The organism is Cupriavidus sp. (assembly GCF_057315035.1).
Genome location: NZ_DBHKYV010000008.1, coordinates 131954 through 149715, shown reverse-complemented (window position 1 = coordinate 149715; position 17762 = coordinate 131954). Strand labels below are relative to the sequence as shown.

The 17762-nt window shown below is 64.6% G+C and carries 14 protein-coding genes; 10 read left to right on the top strand and 4 right to left on the bottom strand.

Annotated elements, in window-relative coordinates; all coding sequences use genetic code 11:
• Nucleotides 1-117 precede the first annotated feature (117 nt).
• The gene (locus ACO550_RS13800; RefSeq protein WP_315592499.1) at nucleotides 118-3486 is read right to left on the bottom strand and encodes a diguanylate cyclase; all 3369 of its coding nucleotides are present in this window, start codon (nucleotides 3484-3486) and stop codon (nucleotides 118-120) included.
• A 269-nt stretch (nucleotides 3487-3755) separates the two neighbouring features.
• Between ACO550_RS13800 and ACO550_RS13795 the strand changes: the two genes are divergently transcribed.
• The 3 genes from ACO550_RS13795 to ACO550_RS13785 all read left to right on the top strand — a co-directional run bounded on the left by ACO550_RS13795 (nucleotide 3756) and on the right by ACO550_RS13785 (nucleotide 7530).
• Nucleotides 3756-4634 (top strand): c-type cytochrome, encoded by an 879-nt coding sequence (locus ACO550_RS13795; RefSeq protein ID WP_315592500.1) that lies wholly within the window; start codon nucleotides 3756-3758, stop codon nucleotides 4632-4634.
• 165 nt (nucleotides 4635-4799) lie between these two features.
• A complete protein-coding gene (locus tag ACO550_RS13790; RefSeq protein ID WP_315592501.1) occupies nucleotides 4800-5258 on the top strand; it encodes a (2Fe-2S)-binding protein in 459 nt (152 codons plus the stop codon).
• Nucleotides 5259-5268: 10 nt separating this feature from the next.
• On the top strand, nucleotides 5269-7530 hold the full coding sequence (locus ACO550_RS13785; RefSeq protein ID WP_315592502.1) for a molybdopterin cofactor-binding domain-containing protein: 2262 nt from the start codon (nucleotides 5269-5271) through the stop codon (nucleotides 7528-7530).
• Nucleotides 7531-7584: 54 nt separating this feature from the next.
• Here ACO550_RS13785 and ACO550_RS13780 read toward each other — a convergent pair whose 3' ends face one another.
• Nucleotides 7585-8385 carry a zf-HC2 domain-containing protein gene (locus ACO550_RS13780; RefSeq protein ID WP_315592503.1) on the bottom strand — a complete coding sequence of 267 codons (801 nt, stop codon included), beginning with the start codon at nucleotides 8383-8385 and terminating at the stop codon, nucleotides 7585-7587.
• A complete protein-coding gene (locus ACO550_RS13775) occupies nucleotides 8372-8986 on the bottom strand; it encodes an RNA polymerase sigma factor (RefSeq protein WP_315592504.1) in 615 nt (204 codons plus the stop codon). The genes ACO550_RS13780 and ACO550_RS13775 overlap by 14 nt, the downstream gene beginning before the upstream one ends.
• Before the next feature lie 177 nt (nucleotides 8987-9163).
• Between ACO550_RS13775 and ACO550_RS13770 the strand changes: the two genes are divergently transcribed.
• The 5 genes from ACO550_RS13770 (at nucleotide 9164) to ACO550_RS13750 (ending at nucleotide 13512) form a co-directional block, all read left to right on the top strand.
• Nucleotides 9164-10057, top strand: a complete 894-nt coding sequence (locus ACO550_RS13770; RefSeq protein ID WP_315592505.1) for a metallophosphoesterase family protein — start codon at nucleotides 9164-9166, stop codon at nucleotides 10055-10057.
• Between the two features lie 29 nt (nucleotides 10058-10086).
• Nucleotides 10087-10425, top strand: a complete 339-nt coding sequence (locus tag ACO550_RS13765; protein ID WP_315592580.1) for a cupredoxin domain-containing protein — start codon at nucleotides 10087-10089, stop codon at nucleotides 10423-10425.
• A gap of 191 nt (nucleotides 10426-10616) precedes the next feature.
• Nucleotides 10617-10901, top strand: coding sequence for a helix-turn-helix domain-containing protein (locus ACO550_RS13760; protein ID WP_315592506.1), 285 nt, complete (start codon nucleotides 10617-10619; stop codon nucleotides 10899-10901).
• A 110-nt stretch (nucleotides 10902-11011) separates the two neighbouring features.
• Entirely contained in the window at nucleotides 11012-12301 is a 1290-nt protein-coding gene (locus tag ACO550_RS13755; RefSeq protein ID WP_315592507.1) for an MASE1 domain-containing protein, read from the top strand.
• Nucleotides 12298-13512: an alpha/beta fold hydrolase gene (locus ACO550_RS13750; protein ID WP_315592508.1), complete on the top strand. Its 1215-nt coding sequence runs from the start codon at nucleotides 12298-12300 to the stop codon at nucleotides 13510-13512. The genes ACO550_RS13755 and ACO550_RS13750 overlap by 4 nt, the downstream gene beginning before the upstream one ends.
• 4 nt (nucleotides 13513-13516) lie before the next feature.
• On the opposite strand, the gene ACO550_RS13745 is transcribed toward ACO550_RS13750, so the two are convergent.
• A complete protein-coding gene (locus ACO550_RS13745) occupies nucleotides 13517-15829 on the bottom strand; it encodes a patatin-like phospholipase family protein (protein ID WP_315592509.1) in 2313 nt (770 codons plus the stop codon).
• 471 nt (nucleotides 15830-16300) lie between these two features.
• Between ACO550_RS13745 and ACO550_RS13740 the strand changes: the two genes are divergently transcribed.
• Together ACO550_RS13740 and ACO550_RS13735 are read left to right on the top strand one after the other, a co-directional pair.
• Complete coding sequence (locus tag ACO550_RS13740; protein WP_315592510.1) at nucleotides 16301-16894, top strand: fimbrial protein; 594 nt, start codon at nucleotides 16301-16303, stop codon at nucleotides 16892-16894.
• 102 nt (nucleotides 16895-16996) lie between these two features.
• Nucleotides 16997-17761, top strand: a complete 765-nt coding sequence (locus ACO550_RS13735) for a fimbria/pilus periplasmic chaperone (RefSeq protein WP_315592511.1) — start codon at nucleotides 16997-16999, stop codon at nucleotides 17759-17761.
• Nucleotide 17762: the final 1 nt, after the last annotated feature.

The window sequence follows — 17762 nt, the reverse complement described above, 5'->3', positions numbered from 1 at the left end:
GTAGGCGCGGTTCGGAAATCCGGACTTGGAAACCAAAACGCCGTTCGGAAATCCGAACGGCGTTGAGAGGAATTGTGATGCGTGATGCATCACGGCGCGCGGCAGGCGCGAATGGGCTCAGGCGGCGGCGTTTTCGCAGGTGTCGAGAAAGGACTCCAGGGGCATCGGCTTGCCGATTGCGTAGCCCTGCGCGTAATCCACCCCGATCGCCCGCAGCGTGTGCAGCGTGCTTTCGTCCTCGACCCATTCGGCCACGGTCCGTACGCCAAGGCGATGGCCGATGTCGTTGATCGAGCTGACGATCTCGCGATCCACGGCGTTGCGGGCCAGGTTGCGGATGAAGCTGCCGTCGATCTTGAGGTAGTCCACCGGAAACTGCTTCAGGTATGCAAACGACGACAGCCCCGAGCCGAAGTCGTCAAGCGCCACCGTGCACCCGGCACTGCGCATGTCGGCCACCACGCGGCTGGCGGCAGTCATGTTGTTGATCAGTGCGGTTTCGGTGATCTCCAGCCGGATGCGGTTTGCCGGCAGCACCGAATCCTCGAGTGCCGCGTGCAGGAAGGGCAGCAGGAATGGCTCGCCCAGCGAGTTCGCCGACAGGTTGATCGATACCGACAGCCCTGGCACGCCGGCGAGCCGGTCGCCATATTGCTGCAGCACGTTGCGGATCACCCAGCGGTCGACATGGCCCATCAGGTCATAGCGCTCGGCGGCCGGGATAAACGCGCCCGGCATGATCAGCGTGCCCTGTTCGTCCACCATGCGCACCAGGATTTCCACATGGCGCGCATCGTCGTGATCGGGGCGCAGCGAGCGGATTTCCTGCGCATACAGGCGGAAGCGGTTGGCTTCGAGCGCCGAATGGATACCCGCCGCAACCTCGAGTTCGCGGTGATGGCGCCGCGCGTCGCTTTCATCGCGACGATAGACCGACACGCGGTTGCGCCCGGCGGCCTTGGCCGCATAGCACGCCACGTCGGCGCGGCTCATCAGTTCGCTGACGGGCGGCACATCGCTGTCGATGGCCGCGATGCCGATGCTGGCCCCGACATCGTAGACGCGGCCATTCCATGGGAAGCGGCGCTCGCGCACGGCATCGATGACCTTCTGGCAAACCTGTTCGGCATGCTCGATGGTGCAGTCCTTGAGCAGCAGCGCGAATTCGTCGCCCCCCAGGCGCGCCAGCAGGTCGTCGGGCCGTACCTGATGGCGGATCACGTAGCCAAGCTCGCGCAGCAGTACGTCGCCCGCGCCGTGGCCGGCCGTGTCGTTGACGATCTTGAAGCGGTCCAGGTCGATAAAGCAGAGCGCGGTACGGTGCCCGTGCAGGCGGGCGTGCTCGCACGCTTCGCGCAGCCGTTTCTCGAACCAGGCGCGATTGGGCAGGCCGGTCAGCGCGTCGTGCGTGGCCGAGTGGGCCAGTTCACGCTGCAGCGCGCGCGACGTGGTGATGTCCTGGAATACCAGCACGGCACCCAGCACGCTGCCATCGTTGGCCAGCACCGGCGCCGCGGAATCCTGCACGTCATGGCGTTCGCCGGTCAGGCTTTGCAGCACCGCGCCCTCCTGCAGGTAGGCCGGACGCAGCGTTTCCAGGCATTGCTCGACCGGACTTGGAATCACCAGGTCAGTGTCTTCGTCGACGATGCGGAATACCTGTTCGAGCGGCTGGCCCATGGCAGCGTCCATGCTCCAGCCGGTCAGTTGCTCGGCAATCGGGTTCATGAACGTGACGCGCATCACGCGGTCGGTGCAGATCACCGCATCGCCGATCGAGCGTAGCGTGATATGCAGCCGTTCCTTTTCCTCGAACAGCGCGCGGGTCAGGCTGCGCTGCTCGGTGATGTCCCAGTTGGTACCCACCAGCGCGCGCGTGGTGTCGTCCTCATGGCGCGACGTGGTGGCCATCGCCCGCACATGGCGGATTTCCCCGGTCGGTCGCACCACCCGATATTCGGTATCGAAGCGGCTTACGCCACGGATGGCCTGGCGCATCTCGGTGCTGACACGGCTGACATCTTCCGGGTGGACCATCGCGATCCACTGCGCCAGCGTTGGCGGTCCCAGTTCCGGTGCCGTGCCGTGCAGCGCATGCATGCGCGCGTCCCACGTGATCGAGGCCTGCGTGAAATCCCATTCCCAGATGCCCACGCCGCCGGCTTCCACGGCCAGTTGCGTGCGGCGCGTCAGTTGCTGCAACTGCTCCTGTGCCAGCTTGCGGGTGTGGATATCCTCGACCTGCGAGATGAAATGATCGGGACGTCCGTTATGGTCGTCCCGCACCAGCGACACGGCCAGCAGTGTCCACAGGTAATGGCCGTCCTTGTGGCGGTAGCGCTTTTCCAGCCGGTACGAGTCGATCTCGCCGGCCAGCAACCTTTCGAGCTGGCGCAGGTCTGCGGCGAGGTCGTCGGGGTGTGTCATCAACTGGAACGGCAGGTCGCGCAGTTCATCGGCGCTATAGCCAAGCAGGTCGATCATCGCGTGGTTGACCATCTGCCAGCGGCCGTCCAGGCCCACCAGCGCCATACCGATGGCCGAGTGTTCAAGGGCCTGCCTGAAGCGCCGCTCGCTGCTGCGCAGTTCGAGACGACCCTTGCGGTTCTGCTCGGTCATGAAGGCGATGCAGATCGGAAACACCAGGATCAGCGCGCCCGACAGCGGCACCGAGCGTGATGCCAGGAACTCCATGCCGGCCAGCAGCGCGAAGCATTCGGCTGCAACCGCCGACAACAGCGTGAGCAGCGCGGTTGCGAACGGGTTGCTGGCCAGCGCCACGATTACCAGCGGCAGCGACATCACCACGAATGGATCATGCCCGGCCCGTATCGCGCCGGCACCAATCGCCACGCAAACCACGAAAAGCCCGGTCAGGCGCAGCAGCATCGGGCGCTGACAACTGGCCCGCGCGCGCTCTCGCGACATCGACACCATCAATGGCAACAGCATCACGGTGCCGATGGCGCCGGCGTTCCACCAGTTCCACCAGACCTTCGGGAACGCGGTGCCAAACGTGGCCGAGATTACCGTGGCACCTATCAGCCCGCTCAATGCCGGGCCTACCGCTGATGCAATACCCAGCGTCAGCGCAAAGGTGGCCAACGGGCCGCTGCGGCTCAGCACCGGGTGCCCGGCCATGATCCGTACCAGCCAGGCTGACCCGAGCAGTTCGATCAGGTTGGCGCCTGACAGCAGCAGTGCCGAAGCGGGCGGGTGGCCGGCCAGCAGGTCGGCGGCGATATTGCCAACCAGCATGGCCCCGAGCAGTGGCGGAGACTCGCGCCTTGGCCGGTGTAGCAGCAGCCCCAGGCCGAACGCATTGGCCAGCCATACGGCGGCGGCATGGCCGGGGATGCGCGCCAGCCACAGGCCGACCGAGGCCAGCGCGAAATAGCCGAGGGCCGCCAGCAGCAGCGGGCGCCAGTTGCCGGTGCCAGCCAGCGGCGGTAGGTTCGAAGGGGGCGCGGCCGTCTCAGGCGTCATCTCTATCGGGATCCGTGGCGCGCGGCGCGCGCCGAAAACTATGCCGGTACGGGTGCAATAGTCGCATTGTGCCCAGCGTAGGTGGCACTTTAGTCGCGCCAGGCGGAATCTCACAGCGAAGTTAGGGGCAACTGCTACGCTTTGTTGGGGCTGGCGCATCGCGCCGAATTTTGGTATGGCGAGGCTCGTCTGTACTTTCGCGCACGGAACGCGAAGCGTGCGCCAAGGCAAGCTGCCCGGCGCAACCGATGGCTGCTCAGGGGATACCCATGGACGTCAAGCGATTCTTCCGCATTGCCAGCTCGGCCCTGGTGGCCTTCACGGTTTTCGTGGTGCTGGCGGTGGGCAGTACGTACTGGTGGGGCGGGCGCAAGCTGGTACGCAAGATCGATGTTGCGGTCCAGCCGGTGGCGTTCCCGACCGACGCCGCGGCCATCGCCCACGGCAAGTATCTGTATGAATCGCGCGGCTGCATGGATTGCCACGGTGCCAAGGGTCTTGGCAAGCAGGTCTTTGACGAGGCCAATGGCTTTCGCGTGCGCGCTCCGGACCTGACGCGAGCCAATCCAGCGATCGACAAATACCAGCCGCAGGATTGGGACCGCGCCATCCGGCATGGCGTGGCGCCGTCCGGCCGGCCGCTGATGGTGATGCCGAGCGAGGACTACAACCGGCTGTCCAACGATGACTTCGCCGCGCTGGTGGCATATGTCCGCAGCCTGCCCCCAGGCGACGGCAAACCGGGCGAGATTCATCTGCCGTGGTTTATCCAGGGCCTGTATGGCGCGGGCGTGATCAAGGATGCGGCGGAGAAAATCGACCATAGCCTGCCGCCGTCGCCGGCCATTGCCGCCGCAGTGAACGCGCAATATGGCGCCTATGTGGCCAATTCCTGCAAGGGCTGCCATGGCGCCAATCTGCGCGGCGGCAATATTCCCGGCGCGCCGCCTGACTGGCCGCCCGCCGCGAACCTGCAGCCGGGCGGTGCCATGAAGACCTATGCACAGGCTGGCCAGTTCGTGGCCATGATGCGCAGCGGCAAGCGTCCTGACGGGACCGATGTCAGTCGCGTGATGCCTTTCGGGGCTTTCGAGAAAATGAACGATACCGACCTCAATGCCTTATATCTGTTCCTCACTTCTCAATAATCCCGCTCATGGTGCGAAAAACATAATGTGAGCAGCGCTGCGCAGAGATTTCCTATTTGCACTATGCTCCTCGGGTCCGCCGGTTAGCCAGGGATCCTTGTTGCTGAAAGCCCGGCGGTCAGCGAATAACCGTCTGGGCCAAGCACCCAAGGAGTTCCCCACAAAATGACTACCCTCACCCTCAACGGCAAGACCGTGGAGGTGGACGCCGATCCGTCCACGCCACTGCTGTGGGCCCTGCGCGACAACCTCGGCATGACCGGTACCAAGTTCGGATGCGGCATGGCGTCGTGCGGTGCATGCACGGTCCATATCAACGGGCAGGCCACGCGCAGTTGCGTCATGCCGATTTCGGCCACGGCCGGCAGCAAGATCAGCACGATTGAAAGCATGGGCGACGACAAGGTCGGCCGCGCCGTGCTGGCGGCCTGGCTCAAGCACGATGTGGCGCAGTGCGGCTATTGCCAGAATGGCCAGGTGATGAGCGCCGTGGGTCTGCTGCGCAGCAAGCCGCGGCCCACCGATGCCGACATCGACCAGGCCATGGCCGGCAATGTTTGCCGCTGTGGCACCTATCAACGCATCCGCGCGGCCATCAAGGATGCCGCGCGTGCCATTGCCTGAGGGGACCGCCATGCGTATTCGAGGCATAGAAGCCCTTGCGGGTGGTAGTGGTGCACACACAACGCAGCCGGACGTGCCGGCCGCGTTGTCGCGACGCAGTTTCCTGAAGCTGTCCGGCCTGGCGGGGGGCGGTTTCGCGCTCGGCATTGCCGGCATGGCTGGCGTATCGGAAAGCGCGCTGGCGCAAGGTGCGGCCAAGGCGGTGACGCCGCCACAGGCATTCCTGATGATCGCGCCGGACAACACGGTGACCATCGCCGTGAATCGGCTCGAGTTCGGGCAGGGCGTGCATACGGCGTTGCCCATGGCCTTGGCAGAGGAACTCGACGTCGACTGGAACAATGTACGCGCGGTGCTGGCCCCGGCCGGCGATGCCTACAAGGACCCGATGTTCGGCATCCAGATGACTGGCGGTTCCACCGCGCTCAATCACTCGTTCGAGCAATATCGCGAGCTCGGTGCGCGGGCGCGGGCCATGCTGGTCAGCGCGGCCGCGCAAAAATGGAAGGTGGATCCGGCCAGTTGCACCACGTCTCTCGGGGTGGTGACATCGGGCACCAACCGTGCCACCTATGGTGAACTGGCAGAGGCTGCGATGGGCCTGCCGGTGCCGGCACAGGTCACGCTGAAGGATCCGGCCCAGTTCCGCATCGTCGGCAAGCCAACTCCGCGCCTCGACGCCGCATCGAAGCTACACGGCGACGCAGTGTTCGGCATGGATGTCCGCATCAAGGACATGATGGTCGCCGTGGTTGCGCATCCGCCGCGTTTTGGTGGCAAGGTCAAGTCGTTCAACGCCGACAAGGCGCGCAAGATCAAGGGCGTGGCCGATGTGATGCTGGTCAATGTGGATCGTGGCGGCACCGGTGTGGCGGTGGTCGCCGACGGCTACTGGCCTGCCAAAACCGCACGCGACGCGTTGGAGATCGTCTGGGAGGATACCGGTTCCACGGCCAGCACGGCAGCATTGTTCGAGCAGTTCAGCAAGCTTGCCACGCAGCCCGGCACGGTGGCCAAGGCGCTGGAAGGCGGCAATATCGATACCGCGCTGTCTGGCGCGGCCAAGGTGATCGACGCCGAATATCGCGTGCCGTACCTGGCCCATGCGCCAATGGAACCGCTCAACTGTACGATGCAGCCCGAGGTGGCAGGCAACAAGGTAACCGCGGTGAAGGTGTGGGTGGGCTCGCAGTTCCAGACCGTCGACCAGGGTGCCATTGCACGTACGCTGCAACTGGCCCCCGAAAAGGTGGCGCTGAACACGATGATGGCCGGTGGCGGTTTCGGCCGCCGTGCGGTGCCGACCTCGGACTACCTGGTGGAATCGGCCAACGTGTTGCGTGCCTGGGTGTCGAACGGACATACCGAACCGCTCAAGGTGATGTGGAGCCGCGAGGACGACATCAAGGGCGGCTACTATCGTCCGCTGCACGTGCATCGCGCCCGCATCGGTGTGGATGCGCAGGGCAAGGTCGTGGGCTGGCAACATACCATCGTCGGCCAGTCGATCATCACCGGCACGCCGTTCGAGCCGATGATGGTCAAGAACGGCGTCGATGCAACGATGACCGAAGGCATCCTCGAGAACGACTACGCGCTGCCGTTGCAACTGCATGTGCATCATCCGAAGGTGGATGTGCCGGTGCTGTGGTGGCGTTCGGTGGGCAATACGCACACCGCCTTCGTCAAGGAAACGCTGGCTGACGAAATGGCCGCGGCCGCGAAGCAGGATCCGGTGGCCTGGCGCATGGCCCGGCTCGACGAGAAAGCACATGCGCGGCATCGCGCCGCGTTGCAGCTCGCCGTCGACAAGTCAGGCTATGGCAAGAAGAAACTGCCGAAGGGCCATGCATGGGGTGTGGCGGTGCATGAATCGTTCGGCTCGGTGGTTGCGTACGTGGTCGACGTGTCGGTGGTCAAGGGTGAGCCACGCGTACATCGCGTGACCGCGGGCGTGCATGCGAACCGTGTGGTCAATCCGTTGAGCGCGGAAGCGCAGATCCAGGGCGGCTGCGTGTTCGGATTGTCGATGACCAGGCCGGGGTTTGCCATCGAGATCGAGAACGGCGTGGTCAAGAACAGCAACTTCCCCGACTATCCGCCGCCGCGCATGCCTGACGCGCCGGTGGTGGATGTGTTCTTCGTGCCGTCGAACGACAACCCGACCGGCCTCGGGGAACCGGGCACGCCGGCGATTGCCCCGGCCGTAGCCAATGCGCTATTCCGTCTCACGGGCAAGCGCCAGCGGCAGCTGCCGTTCGTCATGGCGTAATGGTGTAATGGTGTAATGGCGTAGTGGGGATGCTGCCGGGCGGTCATCGAGACTTCACCGCCCGGCAGTGTCCTCCGCATTCCTCCATGCCTGCACGAACTTGCGCAGATCGCCGGCCGATGCATCGGTAACGGCCCAGTAGCGCATGTCGCCGGCTGTCCACGTTTCAAGCTGATATCCCTGTCGCTCGCGTTCCGCGATACCGCTTTGGCCGTTGCCGGGCATTACGAACACATCGACCGGATGCTGGTTGCGCCGATAGACCAATACCGCGACGCGCTGGCCATCGATATAGTCGACCCGGCCTCCCACCAGCGGAAAACCTGCCGATGCCAGGTCGCGCACGTCCGGGGCATAGTCGATACGGCCGTTGAACCACGGCTTGACCGTGTGCTGGTCGGTGGAAACGACATCGATCGAGTGATTCGAAATCAGTCCGCGCACGTGGCTGGCCACGATGGCATTGGCCGTCAGGTCGCCGGGCGATGGCTGGTTGGTATAGGTGAACACGCTCAGGCCGACGGCGCCAGCCGTGATTCCGGCCAAGACCGCATTGGCGGCGGGTGACCACGTGAACCAGCGACGCCAGCCTGTACTGTCATCCTGTGCCGCATCATCCGGTACGGCGTCGACCGCGCCAGGCAGCGCATCCAGGATGCGTGCACGCAATGCCGCCGGGGCGCGATGATACTGGGCACCGTGCCGTGTGGCGGCGCGCAGTCCCTGCAGGTTACGCAGGGTATCGACGCATCCGTCGCAATCTTCCAGATGCCGTTCGAGCCGCACGCTGTCTGACGCGCCGACTTCGCCGTCGGCGGTGGCCTGCAGCAGGTGGCGGGCTTCATTGCAATCCATGGCGTGGATCTCCTGCAGGTTGGGCCGGTTCGGACGAAGCAGGCGATGTCTGCGTCGTCTCCGGTGGCGTGCCATTGCGCAGCGCCACCACGGTCGCGGCCAGCATGCGCCGCCCGCGTGCCAGTCGCGACATCACCGTGCCCACGGGAATGTCTGCCACGCGCGCAATATCGCGATAGTGCAGTTCCTCGAGTTCGCGTAGCACCAGTACCTCGCGAAAAGCCACCGGTAGCTGTTCCAGCGCGGCATGTACCAGCCTCACATCTTCCTCACGCAACAGCCATTGTTCCGGATCACCGGGCGCGCCATGCCAGTCCGGCAGGTCAGTGTCGAGAACGGATTCGTCGTAACCGGTTTCGGCGGCGGTCTTGCGCTTCTGCCAGGTGTTGAACCAGGTGTTACGCACGATAGCCAGCAGCCACGGCCGGGCCTGTTCGCCTCGAAAGCCGCCAAATAACCTGAAAGCGCGCAGGAACGCTTCCTGCACCACATCGTCGGCATCGCCGGCATTGCCGCAAAGCCAGCGCGCCAGGTTGTAGGCGGCATCCAGATGCGGCAGCACCAGGGTCTCAAAACGGCGGCGCGAGTTGGCGGCGTCCAAGTCAGTCCCTCGATGGCTGGTCAGGCTGGCACAGCGGCATGTGGCGTCTCCCCGTATTACCGGCGCTGGGCCGATTCTATTCCCGCACGCGTGCGCCGCCAATGGGGTTCTCCCACGTGGGAATAATTCCGCCCCCCAACCGGTATGACACGCACCAATCCCGAAATGGAGAAGATCATGAACGGAAACTGGAACCGGCGCGATATCCTGCGCCTCGCGGGCGCGGCTGGTGGTGCCGTCTTTGCGTCGGCATTGCCGGGCTGGGCCGCGCAGCGCGATGAAGACTTCTTGTTCGTGCAGCTTTCCGACGCGCATTGGGGGTTCGAGGGGCCGCCCAATCCCGATGCGCGCGGTACCTTGCCCAAGGCGGTGGCGGCGGTCAACGCGCTGGCGCAGCCGCCCGATTTCGTGATGTTCACGGGTGACCTGACCCACACCACCGATGATGCGGGCGAGCGCCGCCGTCGCATGCGCGAGTTCCGCGACATCATCGCGCCGCTGCGTGCCGGTGCCGTGCACCTGATGCCGGGCGAGCATGACGCCAGTCTGGACAATGGCGAAGCCTACCGCGAGATCTTCGGCCCGACGCACTACACGTTCGATCACAAGGGCTTGCATGCGATCGTCCTCGACAATGTCTCCGATCCGGCCGGACAGGTAGGGGAGGCCCAACTGGCGTGGCTGGCCGAAGACCTGTCGAAGCAATCGCGTGACGCACGCATCGTCATGTTCACGCACCGGCCGCTGTTCGACCTCTATCCGCAATGGGATTGGGCCACGCGCGACGGTGCGAAGGTGATCGACATCCTGATGCCGTATCGCAATGTGACCGTGTTCTACGGCCATATTCACCAGGAGCACCATCGCATGACCGGCCACATCGCGCACCATGCCGCGCGTTCGCTGATGTTTCCGTTGCCGCCGCCGGGCTCGCAACCGCGCAGGCTGCCGGTGCCGTGGGATGCCGGGCATCCGTATCAGGGACTTGGATGGCGGGAGGTAACCGCAACCGCGGCGACTGGAAACGCCGCGTTCCGGTTGGCCGAGCAACCGGTCGTCAAGAGGGCCTGATCATGACGCAGACCTTGAACCGTCGCACGATGCTGGGCCTGATGCTGGCGGCCGCCATGTTGCCCGTGGTACGGCAGGGCGATGCCGCCGCACCGCGCGTGATCGCGATGCGCGCGCGTCGCTTCGTCTTCATACCGGATCGGCTGGCGTTGAAACCCGGAGAAAGCGTGGTGCTGTCGATTACCGCCGAGGACGTGATCATGGGATTCTCGGCGCCAGATTTCAACGTGCGTGCCGACCTGCCGCCGGGCAATGCGGTACAGGTACATTTGACCGCGCCGAAGCGGCGTGGCAGCTACGGCTTCCTGTGCGACATCTTTTGCGGTTCGGGGCACGAGACCATGGGTGGAACCATTACTGTTGCCTAGCCGGCGGTTGGACTCGCGGAGGGGCAGGAAAGAAGCGGGCATGGGCATGTAATCCATCGCTTGACTCGGCAAGGATAGATCGCGCAGGGTATGTGCGATACGACCGTCTTATGTCTGTTCATTTCAGGCGTACGATGTGGCGTGTTCGGGCATCATCAGGCTTGCGGCCAATTTCGACGAGGGAGAACAAGATGGAGACCCAGGAAAGCGCCCTGACCCTTGCACTGCTGACGGTGCCGGTGCGTGCGGCCATTTGCCGCGCGCTGCTTGAAGCCGGTGACGATGGTCTACCGGCGGTGGCACTGGCCGAGCTGGCCGGCCTGACCCTGCGACGCGCCACCCACCATTTTCAGGAGATGGCCCAGGCCGAGGTACTGGCGCTGGTGATCCGCGAGCGCCAGGTCTGCTATGTACTCAAGGCCCGGCGCGCCGTACGCGAGGCGCTTGGCTATGTGGACAGCAGCGGCCTGAACTAGTTGTGCTGTTTTCGCCTTATTTGTAGCGGCGCCGGTCAACTGCCTGGCGCCGTTCCCCGTTCATTGGGGGCGGCTGGACTGTGCCGCCCTTCGTACCAGGAATCGAGACTGTGAATCTATCGAACCGGCTCGTCACGTTGCCGTTGTGGGCGATCCTGTATTTCGTCTTCGGCTTTGCGTCGCACAAGATCAACGGCCCGTTTGCCGCCACCGGCTATATCTGGCTGCCGGCCGGCGTGACCGTGGCCGCGTTCATGCTGGCGCCCGCCCGTCGCTGGGTGGGGCTCGGCCTGGCCTTCCTGGCTGCCCAGATGCTGCTCGGGGTGGTGGAGGGGCGCGATGCGTTCCGCATGCTGCTGTTCTCGCTCGACGAGATCGGTTTTGCGGCGGTAGCCGTGGCGCTGGTCCACATGATGCGCTTCTCGCTCGAAGGCCTGGCCTTCCTGCGCGGGCTGCTGCTGGCCGCCGTGGTCAGTAGCGTCGGTGGCGCGATGTTCGGCGCGGGCTGGTTCTGGCTGTTCCTGGACGTACCGTTCTGGGCCACGGCCAAGGTATGGGCCGCCGCCGATTTCGTGGGTGTGCTGATTGTCACGCCGGTATTCGCGGGATGGGCGCGCTTCAGCGCGGCACGCTCCGGCGGCCGGCGCAGCGGCGAGTTCGTGGCTGGCATTGCCGCGCTGCTGGCCGTGCTGGTGACCGCCGCGGCAGTGTTCGATGGTACGCGAGTGGTACAGCTGTCGCTGGGCGTGGCCTATGCGCTGACCTACATTCCGCTGTTCTTCGTGGCCATCGTGGCGTTGCTGCTGGGCGGGCGCGGCGGCTCGGTGGCGGTGGCGCTGCTGTCGGCGCTGGTGCTGGTCAATACCTCCCAGGGCGATGGTCCGTTTGCCGATACGGCCGTGTATCACGGCTATTCGCTGCTGGTGGCGCAGCTCTACCTGGCCGTGGCCGCGTTGCTGACGTTGCTGATCAGCACGCTGCGCACCGCGCGCGAACAGTTGCACGAGCAGGCCGCGACGCGGCAGAACGACGTGGAACTGGCGCTGGCGGCCAGCGGGCAACTGGTCTACAACCTCGATCCGCATAGTGGCCGACTGCGCTGGAGCGGCAGTGTCGAACACGCGTTTGGGGTGTCCGGGACCGCGTTCTCGACGCTGGACGATGTGCTGGCCTGCGTGCATCCGGACGACCGCGCCGAGGTGCGGCGCCGCTGGTTGCGCGAAAGCGATGGCGAAGCGCGTGGCGACCTGACGTTCCGGCTGCTGCTGCCGGTCGGCACGACCACGACCGTGGTCGACATGAGCGGTCCGCTGCTCGATGGCGACGATTCGGTGGCGCTGATCGCCGGCGCGTGGCGCATCGTGGCCAGTCACGATACCGAGGGGCGGCGCGCGGCATGACAACGGTACAGGCTCCGCACACGGGAGCCCTGCTGATTCACGGGCTGGGTGGTACCCAGTACGACCTTGGGCCAATGCACAAGGTGTTGCGGCGTGCGGGCGTGGAAACACACGCGGTCACGCTGCCGGGCCATGGTGGCACGCCGGAAGACCTGCTGCCGGTGCGGGCCGAGCAGTGGATGGACGCGGTGACCGAGGCATATGACGCACTGGTGGACCGGTACGAAACCTTCCACGTGATTGGCATGTGCATGGGTGCCTTGCTGGCGATCGCGCTTTGCGACCGTCGCCAGCATCGCAAGGGCCAGCTCGTGGCGCTGTCCGCGCCGGTCTATATCGATGGCTGGTCCACGCCACCTTACCGTTGGCTGCGCCATGCCGTCTATCACCTGCCGATGCTGCCCGCGCGAATCAAGGTCGAGGAGAACGAGCCGTTCGGCATCAAGAACGATCTGGTGCGCGCGATCGTCAAGGCCAAGTTCGACCGGGGCGACAACTTCCACTATCGCTGGGTGCCGCTGACCTGCATTCGCCAGGTGGACCGCCTGCGGCGCTGGGTGCTGGACGGCGCGCGCCGCGTGGCATGTCCTACCCTGGTGGTCCACGCGCGCGAGGACGAGCTTACCTCGCTGCGCTCGGCGGAATTCCTGCAGGCAAACGTGCCCCAGGTGCGGGCGGTGGTCCTGGAAAACAGCTATCACATGATCTGTGTCGACAACGACCGCGAACAGGTCATCGCCAACGTGCTTGATTTCCTCGGGCTCGATGCCTCGGCGGGCCGCATGCGCGCGCGGCGCGCGGTGGAAGTGCCGATGTCGGCCGAAGCCGTCGACGGGCTGGTCCGCGAATACCTGACCGCGCTGACCACCCGTCATTTCGAGGCCATCTATCCGCAACTGGATCCGGCCATCGTCTGGCGCCACGTAGGCGATCATCCGCTAGCCGGCGACTATGCCAGCCGCGATGCGGTGATCGGACTGTTCCAGCGGCTCGCGGAACTGGCGGGCGACACGATCCGCATCGAGGTGGTAGGCGCACCGAGGGTCGACGGCCAGACCGTGGAAGTCGACATAACAGTGTCCTATCTGCTCGACGGCACGCCAATGCAGGGACATGGCACGCAAACGCTGATCCTGCGCAATGGCCGCATCGGGGCGGTCGAGTATCGCTCCGCGATGGCGGTGACCAGCGCCGAAGCGCTGGCCGGCTAGTGCGTCAGAACACGCGGCCCAGCTGCAGGTAGATATTCCACACGCCGGCCGGCGCCGCCGCGAAGCCAAAGTACAGTGGCCCGATCACACTGTTGCCCCCGATAAAGACGCTGGCGCTCGACTTGTAGGGGCCGCTGCCGAAATTCCTGCGCCGCAGCCACACGTCGCCCACTTCAAGGCTGGTGCCGAAGACCGTGGTGCGCAGGCCCGGCAGCACGAATTCGCGCAGGTCATTCAGGTACGTCAGTCGCCCATAGAGCAGGTAGTTGCCCGAGAACTGGTCCGGCGCATAGGCTGACAGGCGCTGGAAACCGCCCAGCGTGAAGCCGAGGCCGCCGCTGACGCTGTTGCTGGACCGGTGATCGTTGTAGGTCATGGCGCCTTCGGCCGCAAGATTCAGCGTATGGCGTCCGTAGCTGCCGGCCCACAAGGCCTTGGCGTGCGCATCGTCGAAGCTGTTGTTGGCGCCGCCGAATGACAACTGGTTCACCGCGAACAGGTAGTAACCCTTGCGTGGAAAGAGCGGGTCGTCGAGCTGGTCGATGGTCAGCTGCGCGCGGATGGTGGGCTGGCGCACCGAGGCGCTGAACCTGCCCCCGGGCGTACCGAGCAGCAGGTAGTCCGAGCGGTAGCGCACCTGCTGGTAGTTTGCACCCACGCGGAACTCGCCCAGGCGCCCGATCGGCATACCCAGGTCCAGGCCCGCCATCGCCGTATCCACACGCACGGCAGTGAGCGGCGTGGCGTTGCGGGTGTCGCCATTGTCGGAGTAGATGTCGACGTGCTTGCGTCCATACTCGGCATACGGGGCGATGTAGAAACCCAGCCGGTCGAATACCGGCTGGCGCAATTCGGTATGCCATTTGGCCTGGTTGCTGCCCAGCACAATGTCGTTGCGCCATTCCAGTCCGCCTTGTGTCAGCCACGGGTAGCGGTGGCCGAGCTGCAGGTTGAACGCGCCCTTGCCATCGAACGTGGTCGACAGGCCAAAGCCGAACAGCAGGAATTGTGGCCCCCAGGACTTTTCCTGGGCATCGACCTTGAGCACCGAACGTCCGTTCTCGGTCACCATTTCCTGCGTCACGCTCTCGAAATCACCGGACGTCGAAAGCTGGGCCAGGTCGTGGTTGACGGCGGCGGTGTCGTAGCGATCACCCTCGCGCGCGCGCAGGTATTGCCGCACGTACGATGCGGGGATACGGCCGGACGTATGCACTTCGATCGCATCGATACGCCTCGGCTCGGCCACGGCGCCATGCGCGGCGCGTGCGGCGAGGTACTGGTCCCATGCCGGGCCCGGCAATGCCAGTGCGGCGAGCTTCGTGGCGATGGCTTCCGTGGCCGCATCGCCGTACTGCACGCTGTCATGCGCATGCGAGAAATCGGTGAAGGACAACGTGCCGAGATCGGGTTCGATCAGCACGTCGCGCGGCCCTAGCAGTGCCTTCTGCGTGGCGACATTCTGGTTGGTCAGGATGGTCACCATCTGCTGCGTGACCGCCGCGGGCGAGTCCAGCTTCGCCGGATCGTCGAGCGGCGATGCCACATTGACCGCGATCACGATGTCGGCACCCATGTCGCGCACCATCTGCACCGGCAGGTTGCTGACCAGGCCGCCATCCACGAGCGTGTGGCCGTCAATCCTGAACGGCGCGAACAGGCCCGGGACCGCGGCGCTGGCACGGATCGCGCGCGGTAGCGAGCCTTGGCGCAGCACCACCGGCGCACCCGTGCCCAGGTCGGTCGCAATCGTGCGGAACGGCACCGGTAGCGTGCCGAAATCGATATCGCCGGGCCATGCCGCCGTCCAGTCCTGCAACAGCGTCAGCAGCTTGTTGCCCTGGACCAGGCCCACGGGCAGCTTGACTCCATCCTTGCCGAGGCCGGCGGAAATCCCGATCGGATACTGGAAGCTGTCCTCGCGTAGCGTTTGCGGCAGTTGAGCGCGTTCGTTGCGGTCGAACACGATATCACCGAGATTGACCCGGGACAGCCGCGCATCGAGCTCGTCTGCGCCGATGCCGCTGGCGTACAGCCCGCCGACCACCGCGCCCATGCTGGTGGCCGCGATGCAGTCCACCGGCACATGCATTCGTTCCAGCGCCTTGAGCACGCCGATGTGGGCGTAACCACGCGCCCCCCCACCGGAAAGCACCAGCCCGATACGTGGCCGGTTGCCGGCGTTGGCGCCGTTGGCACCCTGGCTCGCGCATTGGGCGTGCGCGGGTGACCAGCACGACAGGCCGAGCCACATCAGGCTGAAAAGGATCAGCCCGCGCAATGGGCCGCTGCGCAACCGGGCGGCCCGGCATGACATGGAGTTGACGTCAGACATCGGAACAAGGTGAGAACGCAGGGTGGTGCCGTGGGTACGGATCTCTGCCAACGCGGCAATGTAGCACTTTGCCGACACCGGGTGGCGTCACGCGCGGCGCGCGGACAGACAGGGGGCACGCTCCCCCTCCGTCCATTCAATGCAATCCGGAATGAGATGCCTCGGAAAAGGAAGGGTGCCTTTTCTGGAATCCCGATTACAGGATTGTTGCAGAACCATATAACGGATTATCGCAATTTGATTGGTGTGATGCATGAATTGCGCATTTGATTCTTGAGATAAATGCTAGAGATTTGACGCAGGATTTGCGATTTTGTGTCATCAGTACTCGGGTATCAAGCCAGCTTGTTGCCAAAATTTGAGTGTTTTCCGATTTATGGATCAGAAACGTCGGGCTCTAATTCATATGCCGACAGATTCTGATCGGTATTCAAATTCACTCCGGCAAATATTATGGACAGATCGATTATTAATTCTTTGCGAACCCGCGGAATGCCGTTTCGATGCCTCGTGCTGATGTGTGCATTGGGTGCCAGCTCACTCTCCTTCGCCGACGATGGCCAGATCACGTTTACCGGAAGCATTGCCAGCACCACCTGCGTCGTGCAGGGCGGCGGCGCCACCGTTACCGCAGGCACCGGAGGGAACTTCACCGTCGGTATGCCGCGCGTCAGCGTGACGGCACTGGCGGCTGCCGGCGAACGGGCAGGCGATACCCCTTTCCATATCCGCCTGTCTGGAAACAACTGCACCAATGGCGCGGTTGCTCGCGTGAGTTTCGAACCCGCCCAGAGCGCGAACATCAATGCCGCCACGGGCAATCTGATAAACACCACCGGTACCGGCCGCGCCGGCAACGTCGAAGTGGGTTTGCGCAACGGCGCCCGCGCTGCCATCAACCTGTTCGCCAATACGCCTGCGGCGACCGCCACCGTCGCGAACAACACGGCACGGTTTGACTACTGGGCCCAGTACGTTGCAACGGGCGGTGCTTCCACGGCAGGTACCGTCAGTACCGACGTCGTCTACTCCATTGTTTACAACTGAGTCCGCTTCCGCCGTGGTCGGCCCGGCCCGGCGGCGACTCTGTGCAGGGGCAGCGGACGGTTGCGGCCACGCGTGTCTGTTGCGTCCCGCGAGGGAACTGAAGTGAAAGCGAAATCTGTTTTTTGTGCTGCGCTGGCCGTCCTCGGCATCGCGGCGGGCCCGTCGCATGCCGCAATCCAGGTTGCCGGCACACGTATCGTGCTCGAAGGAGACCAGAAGGAGCAGTCCGTCAGGCTTGCGAATACGGCGGATACGCCGGTGCTGGCGCAGATCTGGCTCGATAAGGATGGGGGCAACGGCACAGGAACTATCGAGGCCGGCGCGCAGGATGTCCCGTTCATCCTGACGCCGCCCGTGGCGCGACTGAACGGTGGCAAGTCGCAGGTCGTACGGATCTTCAAATCGGCCGAGGTCGCGTCGCTGCCGAAGGACCGCGAATCTGTCTTCTATTTCAATGCTCTGGAGATACCGGCCAGGGTTGGAGGGAAGCAGGGTGAGAATCATCTGAATATTGCCCTTCGCACCCGCCTCAAGATGTTCTACCGGCCAGCGGGCCTGAAGGCCGACTTGAGCGAGGCCGCGGAAAGCCTGAAATGGCGCGTCCGCCGGGATGGCGCGGATCTCGTGGTCACGTGCTCCAACGGCAGCCCTCTGCATGTGTCATTTGCCAGCCTGGTACTCAAGCAGGGCAAGGACAAGGGCGAGTCGGCGTTGCCTGGTGGCATGGCAGGGCCGCTGGCGGACAAGGAATTCCGCTTCGTGGACGCGGCGGCAGGCACAGGCGCAGCCCTGAGCCTCGACCTCAACTACATCACCGACCTCGGTGCATTTGTTCCCCTGTCCATTCCGTTGACCGCGTGGGACTGAG